This window comes from Microcystis sp. Msp_OC_L_20101000_S702 (assembly GCF_007095705.1).
Taxonomy (GTDB): domain Bacteria; phylum Cyanobacteriota; class Cyanobacteriia; order Cyanobacteriales; family Microcystaceae; genus Microcystis; species Microcystis ichthyoblabe_A.
In genome coordinates, this window is sequence record NZ_SFBO01000021.1 from 1 (window position 1) to 19,501 (window position 19,501).

At 41.6% G+C, this 19,501-nt stretch carries 17 protein-coding genes; 13 read left to right on the forward strand and 4 right to left on the reverse strand.

The genetic code is table 11. From position 1 onward, the window contains the following. Positions 1 to 445: 445 nt before the first annotated feature. The 8 genes from hoxE (at position 446) to EWV60_RS02450 (ending at position 7,995) form a co-directional block, all read left to right on the forward strand. Positions 446 to 955 (forward strand): bidirectional hydrogenase complex protein HoxE, encoded by a 510-nt coding sequence (hoxE, locus tag EWV60_RS02415; RefSeq protein ID WP_004158282.1) that lies wholly within the window; start codon positions 446 to 448, stop codon positions 953 to 955. 28 nt (positions 956 to 983) lie between these two features. Continuing rightward, on the forward strand, positions 984 to 2,591 hold the full coding sequence (gene nuoF, locus EWV60_RS02420) for an NADH-quinone oxidoreductase subunit NuoF (protein WP_287230637.1): 1,608 nt from the start codon (positions 984 to 986) through the stop codon (positions 2,589 to 2,591). A 122-nt stretch (positions 2,592 to 2,713) separates the two neighbouring features. Beyond that, positions 2,714 to 3,199: a Tic20 family protein gene (locus EWV60_RS02425; protein ID WP_287230640.1), complete on the forward strand. Its 486-nt coding sequence runs from the start codon at positions 2,714 to 2,716 to the stop codon at positions 3,197 to 3,199. Positions 3,200 to 3,272: 73 nt separating this feature from the next. Further along, entirely contained in the window at positions 3,273 to 4,646 is a 1,374-nt protein-coding gene (locus tag EWV60_RS02430) for a gluconeogenesis factor YvcK family protein (RefSeq protein WP_287230643.1), read from the forward strand. 173 nt (positions 4,647 to 4,819) lie between these two features. Further along, positions 4,820 to 5,128: a photosystem II assembly protein Psb34 gene (gene psb34, locus EWV60_RS02435; RefSeq protein ID WP_002734380.1), complete on the forward strand. Its 309-nt coding sequence runs from the start codon at positions 4,820 to 4,822 to the stop codon at positions 5,126 to 5,128. Between the two features lie 252 nt (positions 5,129 to 5,380). Continuing rightward, complete coding sequence (locus tag EWV60_RS02440; protein WP_287230646.1) at positions 5,381 to 5,602, forward strand: DUF3134 family protein; 222 nt, start codon at positions 5,381 to 5,383, stop codon at positions 5,600 to 5,602. Between the two features lie 142 nt (positions 5,603 to 5,744). After that, positions 5,745 to 6,905, forward strand: coding sequence for an N-acetyltransferase DgcN family protein (locus EWV60_RS02445; protein WP_353734373.1), 1,161 nt, complete (start codon positions 5,745 to 5,747; stop codon positions 6,903 to 6,905). 4 nt (positions 6,906 to 6,909) lie between these two features. After that, a complete protein-coding gene (locus EWV60_RS02450; protein ID WP_287230652.1) occupies positions 6,910 to 7,995 on the forward strand; it encodes an alanine/ornithine racemase family PLP-dependent enzyme in 1,086 nt (361 codons plus the stop codon). Positions 7,996 to 8,122: 127 nt separating this feature from the next. Here EWV60_RS02450 and EWV60_RS02455 read toward each other — a convergent pair whose 3' ends face one another. The 3 genes from EWV60_RS02455 to EWV60_RS02465 all read right to left on the reverse strand — a co-directional run bounded on the left by EWV60_RS02455 (position 8,123) and on the right by EWV60_RS02465 (position 11,020). Continuing rightward, positions 8,123 to 8,878 (reverse strand): ABC transporter ATP-binding protein, encoded by a 756-nt coding sequence (locus tag EWV60_RS02455; RefSeq protein ID WP_004158264.1) that lies wholly within the window; start codon positions 8,876 to 8,878, stop codon positions 8,123 to 8,125. 136 nt (positions 8,879 to 9,014) lie between these two features. Beyond that, entirely contained in the window at positions 9,015 to 9,239 is a 225-nt protein-coding gene (locus EWV60_RS02460) for a ferredoxin family protein (RefSeq protein ID WP_016516721.1), read from the reverse strand. A 95-nt stretch (positions 9,240 to 9,334) separates the two neighbouring features. Then, on the reverse strand, positions 9,335 to 11,020 hold the full coding sequence (locus tag EWV60_RS02465; protein ID WP_287230658.1) for a glycosyltransferase: 1,686 nt from the start codon (positions 11,018 to 11,020) through the stop codon (positions 9,335 to 9,337). A gap of 196 nt (positions 11,021 to 11,216) precedes the next feature. Here EWV60_RS02465 and tyrS point away from each other — a divergent pair, with 196 nt between their 5' ends. Further along, positions 11,217 to 12,434 carry a tyrosine--tRNA ligase gene (tyrS, locus tag EWV60_RS02470; protein ID WP_069475202.1) on the forward strand — a complete coding sequence of 406 codons (1,218 nt, stop codon included), beginning with the start codon at positions 11,217 to 11,219 and terminating at the stop codon, positions 12,432 to 12,434. 16 nt (positions 12,435 to 12,450) lie between these two features. On the opposite strand, the gene EWV60_RS02475 is transcribed toward tyrS, so the two are convergent. Continuing rightward, positions 12,451 to 12,687 carry a ferredoxin-thioredoxin reductase variable chain gene (locus EWV60_RS02475; RefSeq protein WP_002732972.1) on the reverse strand — a complete coding sequence of 79 codons (237 nt, stop codon included), beginning with the start codon at positions 12,685 to 12,687 and terminating at the stop codon, positions 12,451 to 12,453. Between the two features lie 322 nt (positions 12,688 to 13,009). On the opposite strand from EWV60_RS02475, the gene EWV60_RS02480 reads away from it, so the two are divergent. The 4 genes from EWV60_RS02480 to fxsT form a co-directional block, all read left to right on the forward strand. Further along, entirely contained in the window at positions 13,010 to 14,263 is a 1,254-nt protein-coding gene (locus EWV60_RS02480) for an alpha/beta hydrolase family protein (protein ID WP_287230664.1), read from the forward strand. Continuing rightward, positions 14,260 to 15,447, forward strand: a complete 1,188-nt coding sequence (locus tag EWV60_RS02485; protein WP_287230667.1) for an effector-associated domain 2-containing protein — start codon at positions 14,260 to 14,262, stop codon at positions 15,445 to 15,447. The genes EWV60_RS02480 and EWV60_RS02485 overlap by 4 nt, the downstream gene beginning before the upstream one ends. A gap of 57 nt (positions 15,448 to 15,504) precedes the next feature. Beyond that, positions 15,505 to 16,320 carry an effector-associated domain 2-containing protein gene (locus tag EWV60_RS02490; RefSeq protein ID WP_287230670.1) on the forward strand — a complete coding sequence of 272 codons (816 nt, stop codon included), beginning with the start codon at positions 15,505 to 15,507 and terminating at the stop codon, positions 16,318 to 16,320. Beyond that, positions 16,317 to 19,501, forward strand: a 3,185-nt coding sequence (gene fxsT / locus EWV60_RS02495; RefSeq protein WP_287230673.1) for an FxSxx-COOH system tetratricopeptide repeat protein, incomplete at its 3' end; no start/stop codon positions are given. The genes EWV60_RS02490 and fxsT, both read left to right, overlap by 4 nt.

Consider the following 19,501-nt stretch of genomic DNA (forward strand, 5'->3'; position numbering starts at 1 on the left):
AAGGTGGAGATTAACTCCTTAAATAAGCGATCATGGTCAATATTATTAGTCATGTAATATCATCTTAACTAATCTGAGCGATGAATGACTACTCTTATCTATTGTATTCTGAAAAGTCGCCTTTGGCAACATATTGTTATGACCTCATCCCTTTAACCTACGAGCAGAGGGGGATGCTTCCCGCAAAAAAACCATTGCTTCAGGGTGTTATAGTGTTGAGACAAGTGCAGCTTTTTACCCCATCTCCCCATCTCCTAATCCCTGACTGATAACTGATAACTGGTCACTGATAACTGAATATCCCCCAATAACTAAAGGAAAGATAAAGTTATCGATCGCCCTCCGGAGCCAGTGTCAGAATAAAAGCAGGGAGATGACCAAGGAAAACCGACAACTCTCCATCTTTTTCCCGTCATCGCCCCTAAAATTTATTTGGTTAAGATTTATGCAAACTGCCAATCCTCGTCAAACGGAGAAAAAAGAGCATCCCAGTGGCGATAAACGCTTCAAAGTCCTCGACATTACCATGAAGCGAGCAGGATATAATCAATCAGCCCTGATTGAAGTCCTGCACAAGGCCCAAGAAGCCTTTGGATTCCTAGAAGAAGATGTTCTCCTCTATGTTGCCCGGGCGCTAAAACTGCCCCTCAGTCGCGTCTATGGGGTAGCAACCTTCTATCATCTCTTTTCCCTGAAACCGGCGGGAAAACACACCTGTATCGTCTGTATGGGGACTGCTTGTTATGTCAAAGGCAGTGGCAAAATCCTCGAAGACATCGAAAACAGCTTTGATGTCAAAGTGGGAGAAACCACCGCCGATGGAGAAATTTCCCTAGTGTCGGCCCGTTGTATCGGGGCCTGTGGGATTGCACCGGCCGTGGTCTTCGATGGAGTCGTGGCCCCGAAACAAGATTCGGAAACTGTCTTGGCGAAACTACAGAGTTTCTCCCAGTAATTTTTCACTTTAGTGGATTGAGAAAAATATGGACTTACAAGAATTATTGGCAGTGGCCGCAAAAGAAAAAGCTAGACAAAAAAGCATCCGGGTGCATTGTTGCACTTCCACCGGTTGTCAAGCTGCTAACTCCCTCCAAATCGAAAAAAACCTCGCCACTGCCGTCAAAGAGGCACACCTAGAGGATACAGTCGAAGTGGTGGGGGTCGGTTGTATGGGTTTTTGTGGTCGCGGTCCGTTAGTGGAAGTGGATCCCCAGGATCTCCTATACGAAGAAGTCACCCCGGAAAGTGCGGCCACCATTATTGCGGCCTTAAACGGCGGCAAAACCGAGGTGCAATTAGGGGACTCAAAACATCCCTTTTTCTCCCATCAGGTCAAAATTGTCCGGGAAAATAGCGGTAAAATCGATCCCGATCGCATTGAGGAATATATCGCCGTCGGTGGTTATCAATCTCTCTACAAGGCCCTCTACGAGATGACTCCGGCCCAGGTGGTGGAGGAAATCACCAAAAGCGGTTTGCGCGGCCGGGGCGGTGCCGGTTATCCCACCGGTTTAAAATGGGCGACGGTGGCTAAACAACCGGGTAAACAAAAATACGTTATCTGTAATGCTGATGAAGGCGACCCCGGGGCGTTTATGGATCGTAGTGTCTTGGAAAGTGACCCCCATTTAGTCCTGGAAGGAATGGCGATCGCTGCCTATGCCGTGGGGGCCGATCATGGTTATATCTATGTTAGAGCCGAATATCCCCTAGCGATCGATCGTCTGCAAAAAGCGATTAATCAGGCCAAAAAATTCGGTTTAATGGGTTCCCAAGTATTCGAGTCCACTTTCGATTTTAAGGTGGATATCCGCATCGGGGCGGGAGCTTTTGTCTGTGGAGAGGAAACCGCTCTCATCCATTCCATTGAAGGCGGCCGCGGCACTCCCCGCACCCGTCCCCCCTATCCGGCCCAATCGGGTCTCGATGGTTGTCCCACCCTGATTAATAACGTGGAGTCCTACGCTAATATCTCCGCTATTATCCGCGAGGGAGCCGCTTGGTATGCCAATATCGGTACTGCCAGCAGTAAAGGCACAAAAATCTTCGCTTTAACGGGAAAAATCCGCAATAATGGGCTGATTGAAGTGCCGATGGGTATTAGTCTCCGGGAAATTGTCGAGGAGATGGGGGGGGGTGTTCCCGATGGTCAGGTGAAAGCGGTACAAACCGGCGGCCCCTCTGGGGGTTGTATTCCCGCTAATTTACTCGATACTCCCGTGGATTACGAATCCTTAGCCAAACTCGGTTCGATGATGGGATCCGGGGGTATGGTGGTCATGGATGATACCACCAGCATGGTGGAAGTGGCGAAATTCTATATGGAATTCTGTCGCGAGGAGTCCTGTGGTAAATGTATCCCCTGTCGCACGGGAACAGTACAAATGTTTGAATTATTGGCCAAAATTATCGCTCGAAAGGCCGATATTCACGACCTCGAAAACCTAGAACATCTCTGTCAGATGGTCAAAGAAACCAGTCTTTGTGGTCTTGGTCAAAGCGCTCCCAATCCGATTTTAAGTACCCTAAAGTATTTTAAGGAGGAATATCTGGCTCTGTTACAGGAAACCAAGCACCCCGTCTCTGTTTGAGAATAACTCGATCGAGGCCCAACAGTGTTCGGCCTCAATCAATTTCTTTGGTTATGGGAAGTCTGGTGGGCTGCCGGGTTATCTTGGAGAGAGTTAGCAGTAGTCTCAGGAGACAATAGATTATGACTTGGCGCGGCTCAACCGATACAAAAGATCGCATTTTTGCAGCTTTAGTATATCTTTTACCCTTATATTCGGCTTTTGCCTTCGGTGACTCTATCTTTCAGCAAATTCCTTTTTTAGGAGCGGCCTTAGTAATAGTTTTAACTCCCTTAGCTTTTCTCTATAGTTCTCTGGGAAGCTTTGGCAGTTTAATTATCTTTTTTGTCCTCTTTTTGGCTGTGGTACGCAATCCCCGCATCAGTCATTTTATCCGGTTTAACACCATGCAGGCGATTTTAATCGATATTTTGGTGTCTTTATTGGGATTGGTCTTAGGTTTCGTCGCTAGGGGTTTAGGGGCGAATTTTGTGCTAGAAACTCTTTTTAACGTCGTCTTTTTGGGAGCATTTGCCGCCTGTGTTTACAGCATTATACAGTCGTTTATCGGTAAATACGCCGATATTCCCACAATTTCTGAGGCAGCCTATTCCCAGGTGGGAGGTTAGGTCAGCTTGAGTTTGTCCCCTTTTTCGGCTACAGTCTCTCCAGAATCAATGCGTTCGCTGCCAGGCCACATCTATGAGTCCATTTAAACAGACGCTACGGGAACTCAACGCTCAGAAGGGGAAAATAGCCGCTTCTGTGGGCAGAAAAACGCCTAAACGGGTTAATCGTTGGTTTAAATGGCTTTCTCCCGGTCTTTTTGTCAAACGCTGGCTTTTAATCAGTTTAGCCGGCGTTTTTCTCACCTCCTTCGGTTTGGCTATTTGGGTAAAATTAACCCCAGTTAATCGCTTTTTAGAGTTTGTTTCCCAAGCATTAGAAACGACCGCACGTTTAGTCCCCAATTCTGTTTCCGGGCCGCTGGCGGTTTTGCTGGGTGTCTTTTTGTTATTCTGGGGTCAGAGTCGCACCGTCGAAACGATTACAGAAGCACTACAACCAGACGCATCGGAGGAATTAGTCGATCGCCTACGGGCCCATCGTCGTCTCCATCGCGGCCCAAAAATTGTGGCGATCGGTGGCGGTACGGGTTTATCGACGCTTTTACGCGGTTTAAAACAGTATAGTTCCAATATCACCGCTATTGTCACCGTAGCTGATGATGGCGGTTCTTCGGGCCGATTACGTCGGGAAATGGGCATTTTACCCCCGGGGGATATTCGCAATTGTATCGCCGCTTTAGCCGATGAGGAAAAGTTATTAACGGAATTGTTTCAATATCGCTTTCATACCGGGGATGGTTTATCGGGCCACAGTTTTGGTAATTTATTTATCAGCGCTATGACCGAGATTACCGGCGATCTGGAACAGGCGATCGATGCTAGTGCCAAAGTTTTGGCCATTCGCGGTAAAGTGCTACCTGCTACCCTTACCGATGTTAGTCTTTGGGCTAAGTTAGCCGATGGGCGCACTATTGAGGGAGAATCAAAGATAACCGAAGCTATGGGGCAAATTCGTCAGATTGGCTGTCATCCTGCCGATCCAGTCGCTTTACCGGCTGCTTTAGCGGCAATTAAGGAAGCAGATTATATTATCATCGGGCCGGGTAGTCTTTATACCAGTATTATCCCTAATTTGTTGGTTCCCGCAATTCGTCAGGCCCTGGCACAGGTGACAGTCCCCCGCGTCTATGTTTGTAATATTATGACCCAGCCGGGGGAAACGGATAATTATTCGGTGGCAGATCATTTGCGAGCGATCGAAGGAGTCTGCGAAGAGCGCGTCTTTGACGCGGTTTTGGCCCAAAGAACTTCACCATCGCCCCAATCCTTACAATTATACGCCCAAGAGCATAGTCATCCTGTCTTTTTAGATCGCGAGGAGGTGGGAAAAATGGGTTATCGCATTGTTTTAGCGAATGTAATGGCAGAAGATGAAGTTACTGCCAAAGTTCGTCACGATCCCCAACGTTTAGCCCGAGTTTTATGGCGCTGGTATGCTAAAAAGTGAATAGCGAGTTGACTAAATGTTTTTATCTAGCTTTGTCAAGTTATAAAATCATATTTTTTGCTTTAATTTGCCGACATTAGCCAAATTTGCTGATTAAAGCCCTAGGAAAAAATTAGCCTAAAAACCATTTCGCCTTATTCTGTGTTATACTCAGATTTTCAAGAGAGATGATCATGCACTACTCTACTAAATCTAATCAAGAGACAGGTGCGACAGTCTATTCCCCAAGCGATGGAAGTGAATTAATTCCTGCTGAGGTTAAACTAGATATAAACGGGCAAAACTATCAATCACTTAATATACCTCTCCCAGAGGGCTATACAGTAGATGATGAAGGAATCATCAATAACTATGGTAGCGAACCCAAGATTTATCTATCAAAATCCCCATCTTTAGAACAGCAAAAATGGTATATTTTGCAAGGAGTAGGGGCGGTTTTGTTGGTTGCTTTGGTGTTATTAATCACCTTTTCCGTTAGCTAGATAAAAACCGTAGGATTGACATTTAAGTTGAGCGAGACAGGAAAACTTTAATTTACACCATAGAGTCTGCATCCCAAGTATCGGGAGCATATATTGGAACCGACTCTATCTATCTGTCCAAATAGTAAATCTGACAGCTGAACTTTTTTACTTTGTTAAACTTGACAATTTTTTTCAGTTTTTTGTGGGTTGCTTCGTGATCAACAATAGAACCACCAATAGAGATAACTTCTCAAAGGAAATTCAACAGGTATGAAATTTAATCCTTCTCTTAGTCAAGAACCTCGCTATCAGGCAATTCCTGTTATGCAGATAACTTCCAAAGAAACCCTTCTCTATTGGTTAGAACGGACAGGAAGATTAAAATTACGTCAATCTGATGCTCATCCCGATTCGCAAATTTTAGAAGAATTAGACGATATTATCGATCCAGATAATTATGCTATAGAAGAAGAAGAAGAAGAAGAAGAATAAATAGTCTTAAGTAGGTGGGTGGAATTAAATATAAGATGAACGTAGGTTGGGTTGAAGCATGAAAACCAACGCCCGCTCATGTTACGCTACCGCTAAACCATCCTACAAATAATTGTGCCTCCCTACTTACTGGGAGTTAGGAGTGAAATTTCAATTATCTAATATTCAGGAGATTAAGAAAGTGGGATCAACGAAAAAAACGGCTTTAATTTACTGTGAAAATCAGTTTGGACGTGTGGATGGAAAAACGGCAGCTGGCTTGATCCGACAATCAGAAATATATACAATTGTTGGTGTGCTGGATAGTTCCTTAGCGGGAAAAGATGCGGGAGAAGCATTAGGAGACAAAAAAAATCATATTCCCATTTTTGCCAATTTACAAACAGCCTTAGAAAAACTTAGAGATGTTCCCAATTGTTATATCTACGGCAAAGCACCCTTAGAAGCGTTTATTCCCCCCCTAGAAAGGCTGCTAATTTTAGAAGCAATGGCAGCAGGAATGGATATTATTAATGGTTTGCATCAATTCTTCTCCGAGGATTTAGAATTTAGGGAGCAAGCTAGTCAGTATGGTGTACAAATTACAGACATTCGTAAACCACCACAATTAGCTGATCTTCATGTATTTACCGGGCAAATTTCCCAAGTAAATATCCCCGTTATTGCCTTTTTAGGAACCGATTGTGCTTGCGGAAAAATGACCACTGCGGTGGCAGTTAATCAAACTCTCCAAGGCTTGGGTATTAAGTCTGTCTTAGTCGCTACTGGACAAACTAGCTTGATGCAGGGAGCAAGATATGGGGTTTCGATCGATGCTTTGGTTTCTCAATTTGTCATCGGTGAAATTGAAAATGCTGTGGTTCAAGCTTTTGAGCAAGAAAAACCCGATATTATTTTAGTGGAAGGACAAAGTTCTCTGAGTCATCCTGCTTTTATGAGTTCCGTGGGAATTTTGAAAGGAAGTAGGCCCGATGGGATTATTTTACAACATCCCCCAGCCCGAAAATTTCGCTGTGATTTTCCTCATTTAGCCATGCCAAAATTACAGGAAGAAATTTCACTAATTGAGGCAATTTCTCCCACTAAAGTTATCGCTATTGCGATTAATCACGAAAATCTCACCGCAGCAGCCACTGAGCGTATTATTGCCAAATATGAGCGAGATTTTCAGTTACCGACTACTGATGTTTTGTTACACGGATGTGAGAAATTAGTCCAAGCTTTATGCGATCGCTTTCCGAAATTAAACCGGAAAATCAAAGGGGAAATTTTAGCTGCAATTCCGGCAATTGGGAGCAAATAGGCTGATGAAAGACCTTTTGCCCAGAATCGAGATTTCTCTCCCGAAAATACGCCATAATGCTCGTTTACTCTGCCAATTATACGGCAGCAAGGGACTTTCTGTGATGGGAGTTTCCAAAGCGATTTTGGGTGATCCCTCGATCGCCTTGGCGATGATTCAAGGTGGAGTCAACTTTATCGCTGACTCTCGAATCGAAAATATTCTCAAAATGAAACAAGCAGGAATAGTGACAACTTTTGTTCTGTTGCGTACTGCCTTGAGTCAAGCAGAATCAGTGGTTAACATTGCAGATATCAGCTTAAATACCGAATTAGCAACAATTCAGGAACTTTCCTATTATGCTCAAGAAAAGCAAAAAATACACCGCATTATTATCATGACGGAGTTAGGGGATTTACGCGAAGGTGTACTGCCGAAAGATCTCGTCAAGTTCATCAAAAAAACCCTCGCTTTTCCCTTTATCAAAATTATTGGACTGGGTTGTAATTTGGCTTGTTATGGAGGTATTAAACCTGATAGCCATAATATGAGCAAATTATCTGTGTTAACAGATACAATTGAGCAGGAGTTTTTAATAAAATTACCGATTATTTCAGGAGGAAATTCTGCTAACTATCAATGGTATCAAAAAAGTAGCGAAGTTGGTCGGATTAATAATCTGCGTTTAGGAGAATCAATTTTATTAGGTTGTGAAACAGTTAATCGACAAGTGATACCTGGTTTATATACCGATGCTTTTCGGTTAATTGCTGAAGTAATCGAATCCAAAGATAAACCATCTCTACCCTCTGGAGAAATTGGTCGAGATGCTTTTGGTAATGTTCCCAGCTTTATCGATCAAGGCATTCACCGTCGAGTTATTATTGCATTAGGAAGACAGGATATTCTTATCTCTGGATTACAAACAAGTCAGGAGATAAAAATATTAGGTTCTAGTAGCGATCATCTAGTTGTTGATAGTCATAACAAGAGGTTAAAAGTAGGAAGCGAAGTCAGTTTTAATCTTGATTACGGAGGACTTTTAACAGCCATGACTTCTCCTTTTATTGCTAAAAGTTATGCTCTCAATGCAGTAGCACAATTGTCTTGATCGATGAATAAATATACACAGATATATTTAGGGTCTGCTGGCTTATCCACCTTGACATCAGGGCCGTAGAGATTTGTACTCAATTACTATCCTATCGCTAAATTCTGGGAAGAAATCAAAATCCCCCTCAATCCTTAACAAATTCCTGATCATCTCGTTTGGCACCATGATAAGCCGCCCCGAGGTATAATTCCCCTACTTTCGGGTTATTGAGTAAATCTTGACCCGATCCCTGAAAACGATCTTGACCACTTTCTAAAACATAACCTCGATCGGACATCATTAGGGCTTTTTTGGCATTCTGTTCCACTAAAATAATTGCAGTTCCCGTCTGATTAATCGCTTTTATCTGTTCAAAAACACTGGTTACTAAGATAGGAGATAAAGCTGCCGAAGGTTCATCGAGAATTAATAAATCCGGTTGCAACATCAGCGCTCTTCCCATGGCTAACATCTGTCTTTCTCCTCCGGATAAAGTGCCAGCTTTCTGACGACGGCGCTCGTCCAAACGCGGAAACATGGCATAAATGCGCTCTTTTAGGGGTTTAATCGCTTTTTTACTGGTAAAAGCCCCCATTTCTAGATTTTCCTCGATGCTCAGGGATGGAAAAACATTAGCAATTTGGGGAACATAACCCATACCGAGGGGAACGATTTGATTAGATTTCCAACCAGTGATATTTTTTCCCTTAAAAGTGATAGTTCCAGCACTGGGTTTTAATAAACCAAAAATTGCCTTAGCGAGGGTGGATTTTCCCGCACCATTGGGACCGATAACCGTGACTAATTCCCCCGGTGCAATGCGAAAGTTAACCCCTTGCAATATGTATAAATCCTGCACATAACCAGCATAAACTTGTTCAACTTCTAAAAGATAATCCATGGTAAGGTAAAAAGGAGATAGGAGAGAGTAATATGAATTATGAATGGGGAAGTGGGAAGCATTTTCAGTAAACAGTAAACTGAAAACTTACATCCGATAACTGATAACTGATAACTGATAACTGATAACTGATAAATTAGGGAGTTTTTTGTAAATCGGGACGTTCTTCTGGCAGAATTGCACCTTCGACGGGACATACTTGAAGACAGATACCACAGTCGATACAAGTGGCAAAATCAATCCAATACCAATCGGTTCCTTTAACATTTTTACCCGGTCCTGGATGGATACAAGCAACAGGACAAGCGGAAACGCAATCAGCAACCCCTTCACAAATTCCAGTGACGATCGAATGTGGCACAGTGTTTTCTCCTCTAATTCTTAACATTACTTTACCACTTTTAGGCACTGCCGTGCCAGGATCGGATCATTGTTAGGAAACTTTCTCTTAATTCCCTAAAATATTGGGAGTTTTTTCTTGATCTTAGCAAGAAGTAAAATAGAAGTTTTCGCTAGGGTTTTTACTATTCCCTTACGGGAGGACAAATAGTTAATTTCTTCCTGTAATTTATGATTATTTGTTTGAAGATTATTATGATTATTTTCTAATTCTCTTAGTGATATTTCCATCTCTTGCATAGTATGATAATCTTGCTGTTGTTTCAGATACATTGTCTGTTGTGCTTCCTGTAATTTTCTTAACTCTAACCAGACTTGATGCTGACTTGATTCGTTCCGTTCACTGAGCGCATACCAGAGAAAATTACTGATTTCTTCCGCCAGTTTTTGATTAACTTCAAAAAACTCGATAATATCAATTTTTTCGGGGGTAATTTTCGGGTATAACCTTCTTAAATTTTGGGCGATATCAGAGGAAAAAGCGATGATTCTAGAAGCGGATAAAATGGCATAGTGTTTTTCTAAATCTACTGGTAAATTGCCGTTTTCTTCTGGGAAATCAGAAGCAAGCAAAAGTAGAGAAGGAGTGGTTAAGGGACTGGTATAAAAAGTGGAAATAAATAAATTAGCCTGTAGGCGATCGCAAATAGTTTGGATTTTTCTGGCATCCTTTCCCGTACAATTATAATCGTAGGATTCTGCGGGCCAATATTTAAATTTTTCCCATCGTGGTGCGGTGTTATTTCTATCTAAAATAACAATGTGTTGACTCAATTCTAATTGACTCCAATGCTCTAGAATTGAAGACCAAACCCTGGCTAATTTTCCTTGATCGATTTGAAAAATTACGCCATCAATAACAATAATTGGAGTTTTATTCTGGGAGATAGCTTGAATTGTTTGTAATTTTTCTCGCTCATCCTTATTTAAAATTTTCCCTAAATCTTCCATCTTAACTGGATTGGGTTTAATTTCTAGCTCCTTAATTTCTGGGTGAGGAATTTCGTAGATTTTACACACTTGATAATGTTCCTCTAATGCTTGACCATTGCTGCCATGTTCTAAACCTTGGAGATTTAAATAATATAACCCTAAAATCTCAGGAATCAAAGCCATTTTTTCCCCTTGACTGCCGATTCTTAACCAAAATTCGTAATCACCAGCACAGTGAAAACTTTCCTGAAAATAACCATATTTATCGTGCAGCATTTTTCGCCACATTGGTTGAGAACCCACACAACAACCTTGACGCATCTGTTGATAGGAGTAATTTGGCCAATTCCAATGTTTTAAAGCTGGTGTAGTAGCAAAAGTATCATTTTTAATTGTAGTAATTAATTGATCGGCATAAACTAAACTAATCTCTCTATTGTTATCTAGATAATTAGCCATAATTTCCAGAGCATTAAAACAGCGACGATCATCAGTATTCCCATTGGTGATATAGGAACCCCTAGCTAGTTTAATAGCGCGATTCCAAGCTTGATAAAGGGTTTCTCGTTCTTGAGTTCTCTGGTAAATAATATTAGGATAATTTTCTTGAGACTCTTGGATAATCTCCGCTTCATTCTCTGGAGAAGCACTATCGATAATAATAATTTCTACTTCTCCCTTTTCATAAAGAGTTTGAGTAACTAAATCCTCTAGACAACCCTGGATAAACTCTGCTGATTTATAGGTAGAAACAATTACAGAAACTTTGATCCTCTGCACTGGTATAGAGTTATTCCAACTAGGATTCATTGGCTTATCTGATCGCAATTCAAGACAGAAAATTTTTTGATAATTTTGAAAAAGAAGATTTTAAGACTCTATATTCGATCGGGAGAATTGTCAAGGTGTTATCGACTTTTACTGAAGATACCGGTTTATTTACCTTTTGCTTGTTACTTGACATAATAAAAAACTATAATGGGAAGGCTGTGGAAAATGAGCAACAATGACCGTATCTTCCTCCCTAGACTGGTTAACCCGTGGAACCAGTGATTTATTCCCCCATCAACCCGACTCCCCAGATCCTAGAGAAAATTTAACCCAACTACTGCAAACTACCGATCGCCCTTTAAGAATTAAACTAGGTATTGACCCCACCGGCAGCGATATTCACCTAGGTCATAGTATTCCTTTTCGGAAACTGCGGGCCTTCCAGGATGCCGGTCATGTAGCAGTGGTGATTATTGGTGATTTTACCGCTAGAATTGGCGATCCGACGGGAAAATCGGAAGTTAGAAAACAATTGACGAGCGAAGAAGTGAGAGCTAATGCCGAGAATTATCTGGCACAATTACGCCCAATTTTAGATTTTAACACCCCTAATCGCCTAGAAATTCGCTATAACTCGGAATGGTTGGGGAAATTAGACCTCTCGCAAATTCTCGAACTTCTCTCCACCATGACCGTCGGGCAAATGTTGGCAAAAGAAGGCTTTTCCGAACGCTACGACCGAGAAAACCCGATTTTTCTCCATGAATTTCTCTATCCCTTAATGCAGGGTTATGATTCCGTAGCTGTTGAGGCCGATGTCGAATTGGGAGGAACCGATCAAAAATTTAATATTGCCGTCGGTCGCGATTTACAGAAATATTTCGGCAAAAAACCGCAATTCGGGTTACTTTTACCGATTTTAATCGGAACCGATGGCAGTCAAAAAATGTCCAAATCCCTGAATAATTATGTGGGATTGCGGGAATCGGCCCTGTCCATGTACTCGAAACTGGAAAAAACCCCCGACGCTTTGTTAAAAGATTATTACGAACTATTGACAAATTTGCCTTTAGATGCTACCCCAAGCAATCCGCGGGAGGCACAAAAACAACTGGCGATCGAGGTAGTTGCCCAGTTTCACGGGACAGAGGAGGCATTAAAGGCACAAAAAACGGCGCAGGAGATAGTTCTACAGGGAAATACGGCAGCTGCGGCCTCTGTCCCCGAATTTTCCCTAGCAGCGGTCACTTTTCCCCTAAAACTATTCTATCTTCTCTCGGCCACCGGCTTATGTAAAAGTAGCGGCGAAGGGAGAAGACAGATTCAGGGGGGTGCAGTCAGAATCGATAGCGAGAAAATCACCGATGTGGACAAAAGTTTTGAGACAGCCAAAGCTTTAGCCGGAAAAGTCCTACAGGTGGGCAAAAATAAATTTATTCGCTTTGTAGCTTAAATAAGCGAAAAAGTCCCTATTCGGCGGCTTTTTCCACGATTTCTAACTCAAAATCTCGAAAATGGGCTTTAAACTTTTTACTGAACTCAACGAGGACAGGTAGATTGGCGCTAACCGGTCTGCCACGCCATTCGGTGACAAAAGCTTTCACCCCTCCCTCTAATCCTTTCACGTCAAAAGGATCCGATTTGTGTTCAGGATGATGATAAACCACCACGGACTCAATTACACGAACTCGATCGCCAACTTTCATAAACTCTCTAGCAAAGACAAAGGCCTATTGTATCTTTGAAAACAATCTTATCATTGTACGCGATATCAGTGATCAGTAAACAGTGATCAATTATCAGGGAAATGGGGAGAAAAAAGCTGCCTGCTGCCTGCTGCCTGCTCAAGCAAACAAGGTCATTAAACCTAAATAAAGCTTTGCGGGATCGAGGGTGACAACATATACAATGATTGGGGTTTATCGTCAAGCAACCCTAAGCCTATGCCACGCCGTGACGGATAAAGTGTACTCAGTGATACATTTTACGCAACTAAACCAAGAGAGTCTGAAAATCTTAGGAAAAAACATGAATGCAAACTTCATTTTTGTACATGGAACCGGGGTGCGCCAACCAGCTTATCGCATAACTCTTAAGAAAATCCGCAAGCACTTGAAGAAAGAAGATAAGTCTTTTCCAGTCTATGAATGTTATTGGGGCGATGAGTGTGGCTCCAAGCTCAATGAAGGGGGAAAATCTATCCCGACGTTTGATACAAATCGTTCTGTTGGGGGATATCTGTCTGACAAAGACTACAAGATAGCACTTTGGCATTTACTCTATCAAAATCCTTTCTTTGAGCTAGAAATTCTCTCCTTACGCGAGCCAGAAAACAACTATCCTCCCCCAAGTCAGGAATTACCAGGGAAAGGTTTAGATGAAAGCATCAGAAATTTTACGCCACCTCAAGAATTGCTAGATAAATTAGCTGAGGCAGGTATCAAAGAAGAAATCTTTCAGCAAGCTAGAGATCGAATCATTGAAGATACAAATTATCAAAAAGCGATCAATCAAGCTCAACAATCGACGATGGGCGATTATCGGCAGGCGATCGCCAAAGCCCTGGTTGCTCAAAGTGCCATTCTCGTTTCCGAAACCTACGGAGCGCAGGCACTGTGTCTGATGGGTGATAGCCGCGACCAAATTGTCACCGAGATCGTGAGTGCGATTGGGGGATCGGAAAGGGGAGTCGTCGATTGGGTTAAAAATTTGGTTCAAGAAAAGCTACCGAAGCTACTAGATTCAGCAGTAGTTACTACTACTAATGGCATCTTGCAAATTCCCACCGGTTGGGCATTGAGAAAACGTGGTTCCCTCTCCCAATCTATTGCGGCTACCGCGGGCGACGTAATCATGTATCAGTCCCGAGGGCAAAAAATTCGGGACTTTATTCGAGAGAAGATTACGAGTATCCAGGGCCATCCCGTAATCTTGATCGCCCATAGTTTAGGTGGGATCGCGGCTGTCGATCTGTTACTGGAACCCGATCCACCCAAAGTCGATCTGTTAGTTACGATCGGCTCACAGGCTCCATTACTCTACGAGTGGAACGCGCTGACGAACATGAAATATCAAACAGGAGCTAGGCTCCCAGATAACTTCCCTAAATGGCTTAATATTTATGATGAGCGTGATTTTTTAAGCTATATTGGGTCTGGTATCTTTCCCGGTAAGGTTGAAGATATTAAAGTCTCTAACGGTCAGCCATTCCCCGCATCCCACGGAGCTTACTGGAATAACCCCAATGTCTGGAGCGCTATTTTCGAGAGGATACCTAAATGAGCGAGCCTACTACCACTAAAGCCCTTTTGGTGGGCATCGAAAAATACGAAGCGGGCGAGAGTTGGAATCTCAACGGCCCCGCTCATGATGTAATTCGGATGGCAGAATGGTTAAGGGATCAGAAGGTTCCTCCTGAAAACTTAACCATATTTCTATCTCCCTTAGACAAAAACCAAGACACCTTAAAACAAGCGAAAAAGCTTACTGGTTCTGAACCCGCTACTGCTACTAAATCAAATATTCAAGATGAGTTGAGTAGGCTTCAGAACGAGTCCGCCAGCCTGTTTTTCTTGTACTGGGGAGGTCATGGCTGGGTTACTCTGGAGGGAGAGCGACGGTTATTTTATGCCGATGCTCGAAAAGATGACGAGAGGAATTTAGACTTCAACGACCTTTTGGTAAGTGCGTGTAGCGATTACTACAGAAATATGCCGCAACAGCTATTTATTGTGGATACTTGTGCGAACTATATGCCGCAGATTAAGAATCCCCCTCGTGACCAGCTTGGCAAAAAAGATCCGAGGTTCTTCCCCGAACAGTTTGTCTTATTTGCTGGAAAGTTAGGAGACCAAGCTAAAAATTTAGATTCAGAACAAACTGGGCTTTATACTAGGGAATTGCTGACTGAACTATATTCCTTATTTTTTAACGAGACTTGGCCTCCAAATATGGAAGCAATATCCGCTCGTCTTCAGCGTAAGTTCATAGACTTACGCGCCCAAGGGTTAACCGAGCAGACCCCCACCTACTTATGGAGTCGTGACTGGAGTGGCAACGAACGTAATTTTGGACAGATGCCAGTTGCTCCAGCTCTTGAAATTACAACACCGCCTTTCACTGTAAAGATGCCAAAACGCTTAAGCGTACAAGAACTAAGTCAGTTACTAAATTTATTGTCAGAAATTGATGCACTTAAAAATCGTCAACGGAGGGATGTAATTGTCAATCAGTTACGTCCAGAAATTAGTAATAGTATTAGCAGAGCAGATGATACAATAACTGATATTTTAAATATATTTAATACTTCACGCAATTACTCAGGCGGATTGAAGGAACTTCTGGATTTCACGGAGGTTTTCGCACGAAATTCGATTCAATTTCAGGCTCTTATACAAACTATAACTCATATTTTACCAGAAGAATGTCAGTCTATAACTCATATTTTACCAGAAGAATCTCAGTAAAAACTATGTGAAATTAAAGGTTTTTAAAAGAAGATGCTACACTATTCGGATATAAAAATGGATACAGCAGAAATGATTAAATTACAACAAGCTTTATCAGAATGTTCGTGTATTAAAGACCCTACTAAACGGAATTTTATTTTACAGGAGTTAAGTATTAGATATCCAGCGATTCAGGTGGAAAATTGTGATTCTATAACTCAAATTGGAAAATTAATCAGAACCTGTCAAAACTATCAAGGTGCTCTGGAAGAATTAGTTTTAATGATTGATAAAATCTATGAAAAAAATTCAGTACAAATGATTAATTTAAACCAAGTTATCCAGGAAATATTTAGTCCATCTCCTATTCACCCACGTTTAAGAAAAGACAGTGATAAGTTTGTAATTTATATTCCTGAAAATGGACAGAGCCATGATATTCCCTTAACGTTCTCTCCCTCACTAGACAGAGATGAACTTTCTAGAGCGGTTCGAATATCGTATACGTGGAAACAAATTCATACTCTTTGTGAGTTATGGGTTACAGAATTTATGCCTGTTTATAAATATATAAATAATGGACAGGTAGACTTGGCAAAGAGAAGCATTGAAAATTTTCGTGAAAGATGTATGACTTTTTCCGAAAATTTAGAAGGCTTAAATGAAGAAATATTTTCTTTCGAGATTATTAATTATCTTAGAGTAATACCTTATTGTATTGACCCAATACTCGAAACCATGAATTTCACTCCAAAAACACCTTACTTTATTTTGGGTCAAGAGTTTGCTGAACTTATTACTACTATGCTATTAGTAGCACTACGCCTAGCAGACCGTATTATCGACGCACATTTATACTCACAAACAGAAGAAGGATCACAAATACTATGAATTGTTTAGAAGATGTCTTAACTGACTGGGCAGAAATCAAAAAAGATTTACCGCCTCTTTTAAAGTTACGTTCTTACAAAAATATTTCTGAAGATCAGAAAAAATGCCTTCAGGATAAACTGGACGAGTGTATTCACATGGGTTCGAGCACTCAAGAGCCTACTAAACGCACCCAACTTCAATGGATAGCGCGTGAAATTGGCGATTATATTTTTGGACTTTATGGAATATACCCATCTACAACGATTTTACCATTGGCAGAACAAGACCAGAATTTTTATGTTCCATACCCTCGAAATCCGTATTTTACGGGTCAAGATGGGGAATTAGATGACATTTATAGTTTCTTTGTTAGTTCAAAAAATTCTTCTAATGTTCGCTCACTTGCTCTGGTGGGTATGGGGGGAAGTGGCAAAACCCAACTCGCGATAGAATACGCTTATCGATATAGCAAACAATATTCAGCTATTTATTGGTTACAGGCAGATGATATATACCTGTTTTTCCTTAGTGTTTCTGAGCTTGCTGAAAAACTGATCCCTGATGAGTGTAAAGATATCGACCCTGAAGTTATTGCGAGCAATCTTAAAAGTCACTTAGAGGAACAATCAGGATGGTTGTTAATTGTTGATAATGCTGATGATTTCTCTATTGTGAAAGAATATTTACCGAGGTCGGACAAAGGAGATATTTTGATAACAACCCGATCATCTCAAATAGATCCTGCCATACATCAAATTCCCATATCTACTTTTCTACCCGATGAAAGTAAGTTGCTTTTACTGCGTAGGGCAAAACAGCTAAAAGAGATAACTGATTTCACACAACTTGATCCATCGGAGAATAAGGCGGCTGAAGAACTTACTCTTCAACTAGGAGGACTTCCTTTAGCCATTGACCAAGCAGGAGCTTATATTGGGAAAGAAAATATCACCGTAGAGAAATATTTAACCCGCTATCGGGACACAGAACGAGGAAAGGAACTCCGTCAAACACGAGGTGAACTATCAGGAGAACATACTTCCTCGTCCACAACCTATACTTTGGCTCTCGAACAGGTAGCTTTCAGAGATGAAGAAGCGGCAGAGTTGATTCGTATCTGCGCGTTTTTAGCTCCAGAATCCATTCCCAAAAGAATCTTCACCGAAAATCCTGATATTTGGGAAGGTTCATTAGCAACTCGGTTACATAAACCATTAGGGTTTGATGAACTTCGCCAAGAAGCAACTCGTTATTCTTTGATTCAATGGGATTCTAAAAAGGAATTGCTTAGTATTCACGCAGTTGTTCAACAAGTCATTCGCGATGAGCTAAGTCAAGAAGAAAAACAATCCTATATAAAGAAAGTAATACTAGCAGTAAACGCTATTTTTCCAAAAGAAATCGAGATTCGTTTTGCTTCACAAGAAATCCTACGAAGTTGTGATCGCCTTTCATCTCAAGCGAGGAAAGTTTTGTCGTGGACTAAAGATCACTCCATTACAGATTTAGCGATCGGTAATTTAATGAATAAATATAGTTATTATTTGATCGCACGATCTCGCTACAAGGATGCTAACGATGTTTGTGAGCGTGCCGTAAAGTTTTGGAGAGACCGATCGACTTCTCAGGACTTATCTGCTGAAAATCTTAAAGAGATATATTTGGGTCTTGCTAGTAGTTTGAATAATCATGCGGAACTTCTCCACGCTCAAGGGAATTACCGTGGCGCGCGTCCGTTATTTGAGGAAGCTTTAGGGATTAGAGAGGATAATTTGCCTTCAGGTGATCGAGACTATTTTTGGGTCGGACAAAGCCTACACAACTTGGCAAGGCTCGAAACAGATTTTGGAAATTATCCAAGAGCCGAAGAACTATTTGAGGAAGCTTTGAAGATAAACAAGACTACTCAAAGAGATGATTTGCGCTTTCTGCTCGCCAGAAGCTATAATGACTTGGCTAAATTATACCGATTGAAAGCTAACTTCTCTAAGGCTAATCTTAATTGCGAAAAAGCGTTAACAATTAACCAAGAAATATTGGGAAAAGATCATCCTTATATAGCTAGTAATCTAGATAATTTGGGAGATATTTATAAAGATCAAGGTCGCTATCATGAAGCAGAAATGAAATATTTACAAGCCCTTGAATTAAGAAGGAATTACTTTAGGGGAGAGTATTATCCTGCGATCGCTGATAGCTATACCAGTTTGGGACGATTATATCAGGCGAGTAGAAATTTTGAAAAAGCCAAGTCTTATTATGATAAAGCCCTAGAAATACAAACGAAGTTATTTGATGATGATCACACTGATATTGCATCTAGTTATAATAATCTGGCGATATTATGTCAAGAGCAAAAACAAAATGAAGAATCTGAAAAGCTTTACAAAAAAGCATTAGATATATATAAAAAGTTTTTGAATTGTAATCATCCTGCTTTCGCAACCGTATATAATAATTTAGCTCTTGTTTACGATGAACAAAAATTATATCTTCAAGCCGAAGAATTTTATAAAAAAGCTTTAAAATTATACGAAGATACTCTAAGCAAAGATCATCCTTTGGTAGCTTTTTGTTCTGCGAACTTAGGCTTGTTCTATCAGAAGCAGGGGCGGTACGAAGAAGCCGAGCCTCTTTTCAAACAATCCTTAGCTTTACGGGAGCGACGGTTAGGAGAAGACGACCTTGATATTGCCCACAGTCTCGACAATTTAGCCTCGCTCTATCAGGACTGGGAACGCTACGAAGAAGCCGAATCTCTTTTCAAACAAGCCTTAGCTTTGCGGGAGCGACGGTTAGGAGAAGACGACCTTGATATTGCCCACAGTCTCGACAATTTAGCCTCGCTCTATCAGGATTGGGAACGGTATCAGGAAGCCGAACCTCTTTTCAAACAATCCTTGGCTTTACGGGAGCAACTATTAGAGGAAGACGACCTCGATATCGCCTACAGTCTCGACAATTTAGCCTCGCTCTATCAGGATTGGGAACGGTACGAAGAAGCCGAGCCTCTTTTCAAACAATCCTTAGCTTTACGGGAGCAACTATTAGGGGAAGACGACCCCGATATCGCCTACAGTCTCGACAATTTAGCCTCGCTCTATCAGGATTGGGAACGGTACGAGGAAGCCGAGCCTCTTTTCAAACAATCCTTGCAGTTGAGGGAGCAACTATTAGGGGAAGACGACCTCGATATCGC

Coding starts and splice junctions, on each gene's coding strand:
- hoxE (WP_004158282.1), top strand. CDS start 446: ATGCAAACTGCCAATCCTCGTCAAACGGAGAAAAAAGAGCATCCCAGT.
- nuoF (WP_287230637.1), top strand. CDS start 984: ATGGACTTACAAGAATTATTGGCAGTGGCCGCAAAAGAAAAAGCTAGA.
- EWV60_RS02425 (WP_287230640.1), top strand. CDS start 2,714: ATGACTTGGCGCGGCTCAACCGATACAAAAGATCGCATTTTTGCAGCT.
- EWV60_RS02430 (WP_287230643.1), top strand. CDS start 3,273: ATGAGTCCATTTAAACAGACGCTACGGGAACTCAACGCTCAGAAGGGG.
- psb34 (WP_002734380.1), top strand. CDS start 4,820: ATGCACTACTCTACTAAATCTAATCAAGAGACAGGTGCGACAGTCTAT.
- EWV60_RS02440 (WP_287230646.1), top strand. CDS start 5,381: ATGAAATTTAATCCTTCTCTTAGTCAAGAACCTCGCTATCAGGCAATT.
- EWV60_RS02450 (WP_287230652.1), top strand. CDS start 6,910: ATGAAAGACCTTTTGCCCAGAATCGAGATTTCTCTCCCGAAAATACGC.
- EWV60_RS02455 (WP_004158264.1), bottom strand. CDS start 8,878: ATGGATTATCTTTTAGAAGTTGAACAAGTTTATGCTGGTTATGTGCAG.
- EWV60_RS02465 (WP_287230658.1), bottom strand. CDS start 11,020: ATGAATCCTAGTTGGAATAACTCTATACCAGTGCAGAGGATCAAAGTT.
- tyrS (WP_069475202.1), top strand. CDS start 11,217: ATGACCGTATCTTCCTCCCTAGACTGGTTAACCCGTGGAACCAGTGAT.
- EWV60_RS02475 (WP_002732972.1), bottom strand. CDS start 12,687: ATGAAAGTTGGCGATCGAGTTCGTGTAATTGAGTCCGTGGTGGTTTAT.
- EWV60_RS02480 (WP_287230664.1), top strand. CDS start 13,010: ATGAATGCAAACTTCATTTTTGTACATGGAACCGGGGTGCGCCAACCA.
- EWV60_RS02485 (WP_287230667.1), top strand. CDS start 14,260: ATGAGCGAGCCTACTACCACTAAAGCCCTTTTGGTGGGCATCGAAAAA.
- EWV60_RS02490 (WP_287230670.1), top strand. CDS start 15,505: ATGGATACAGCAGAAATGATTAAATTACAACAAGCTTTATCAGAATGT.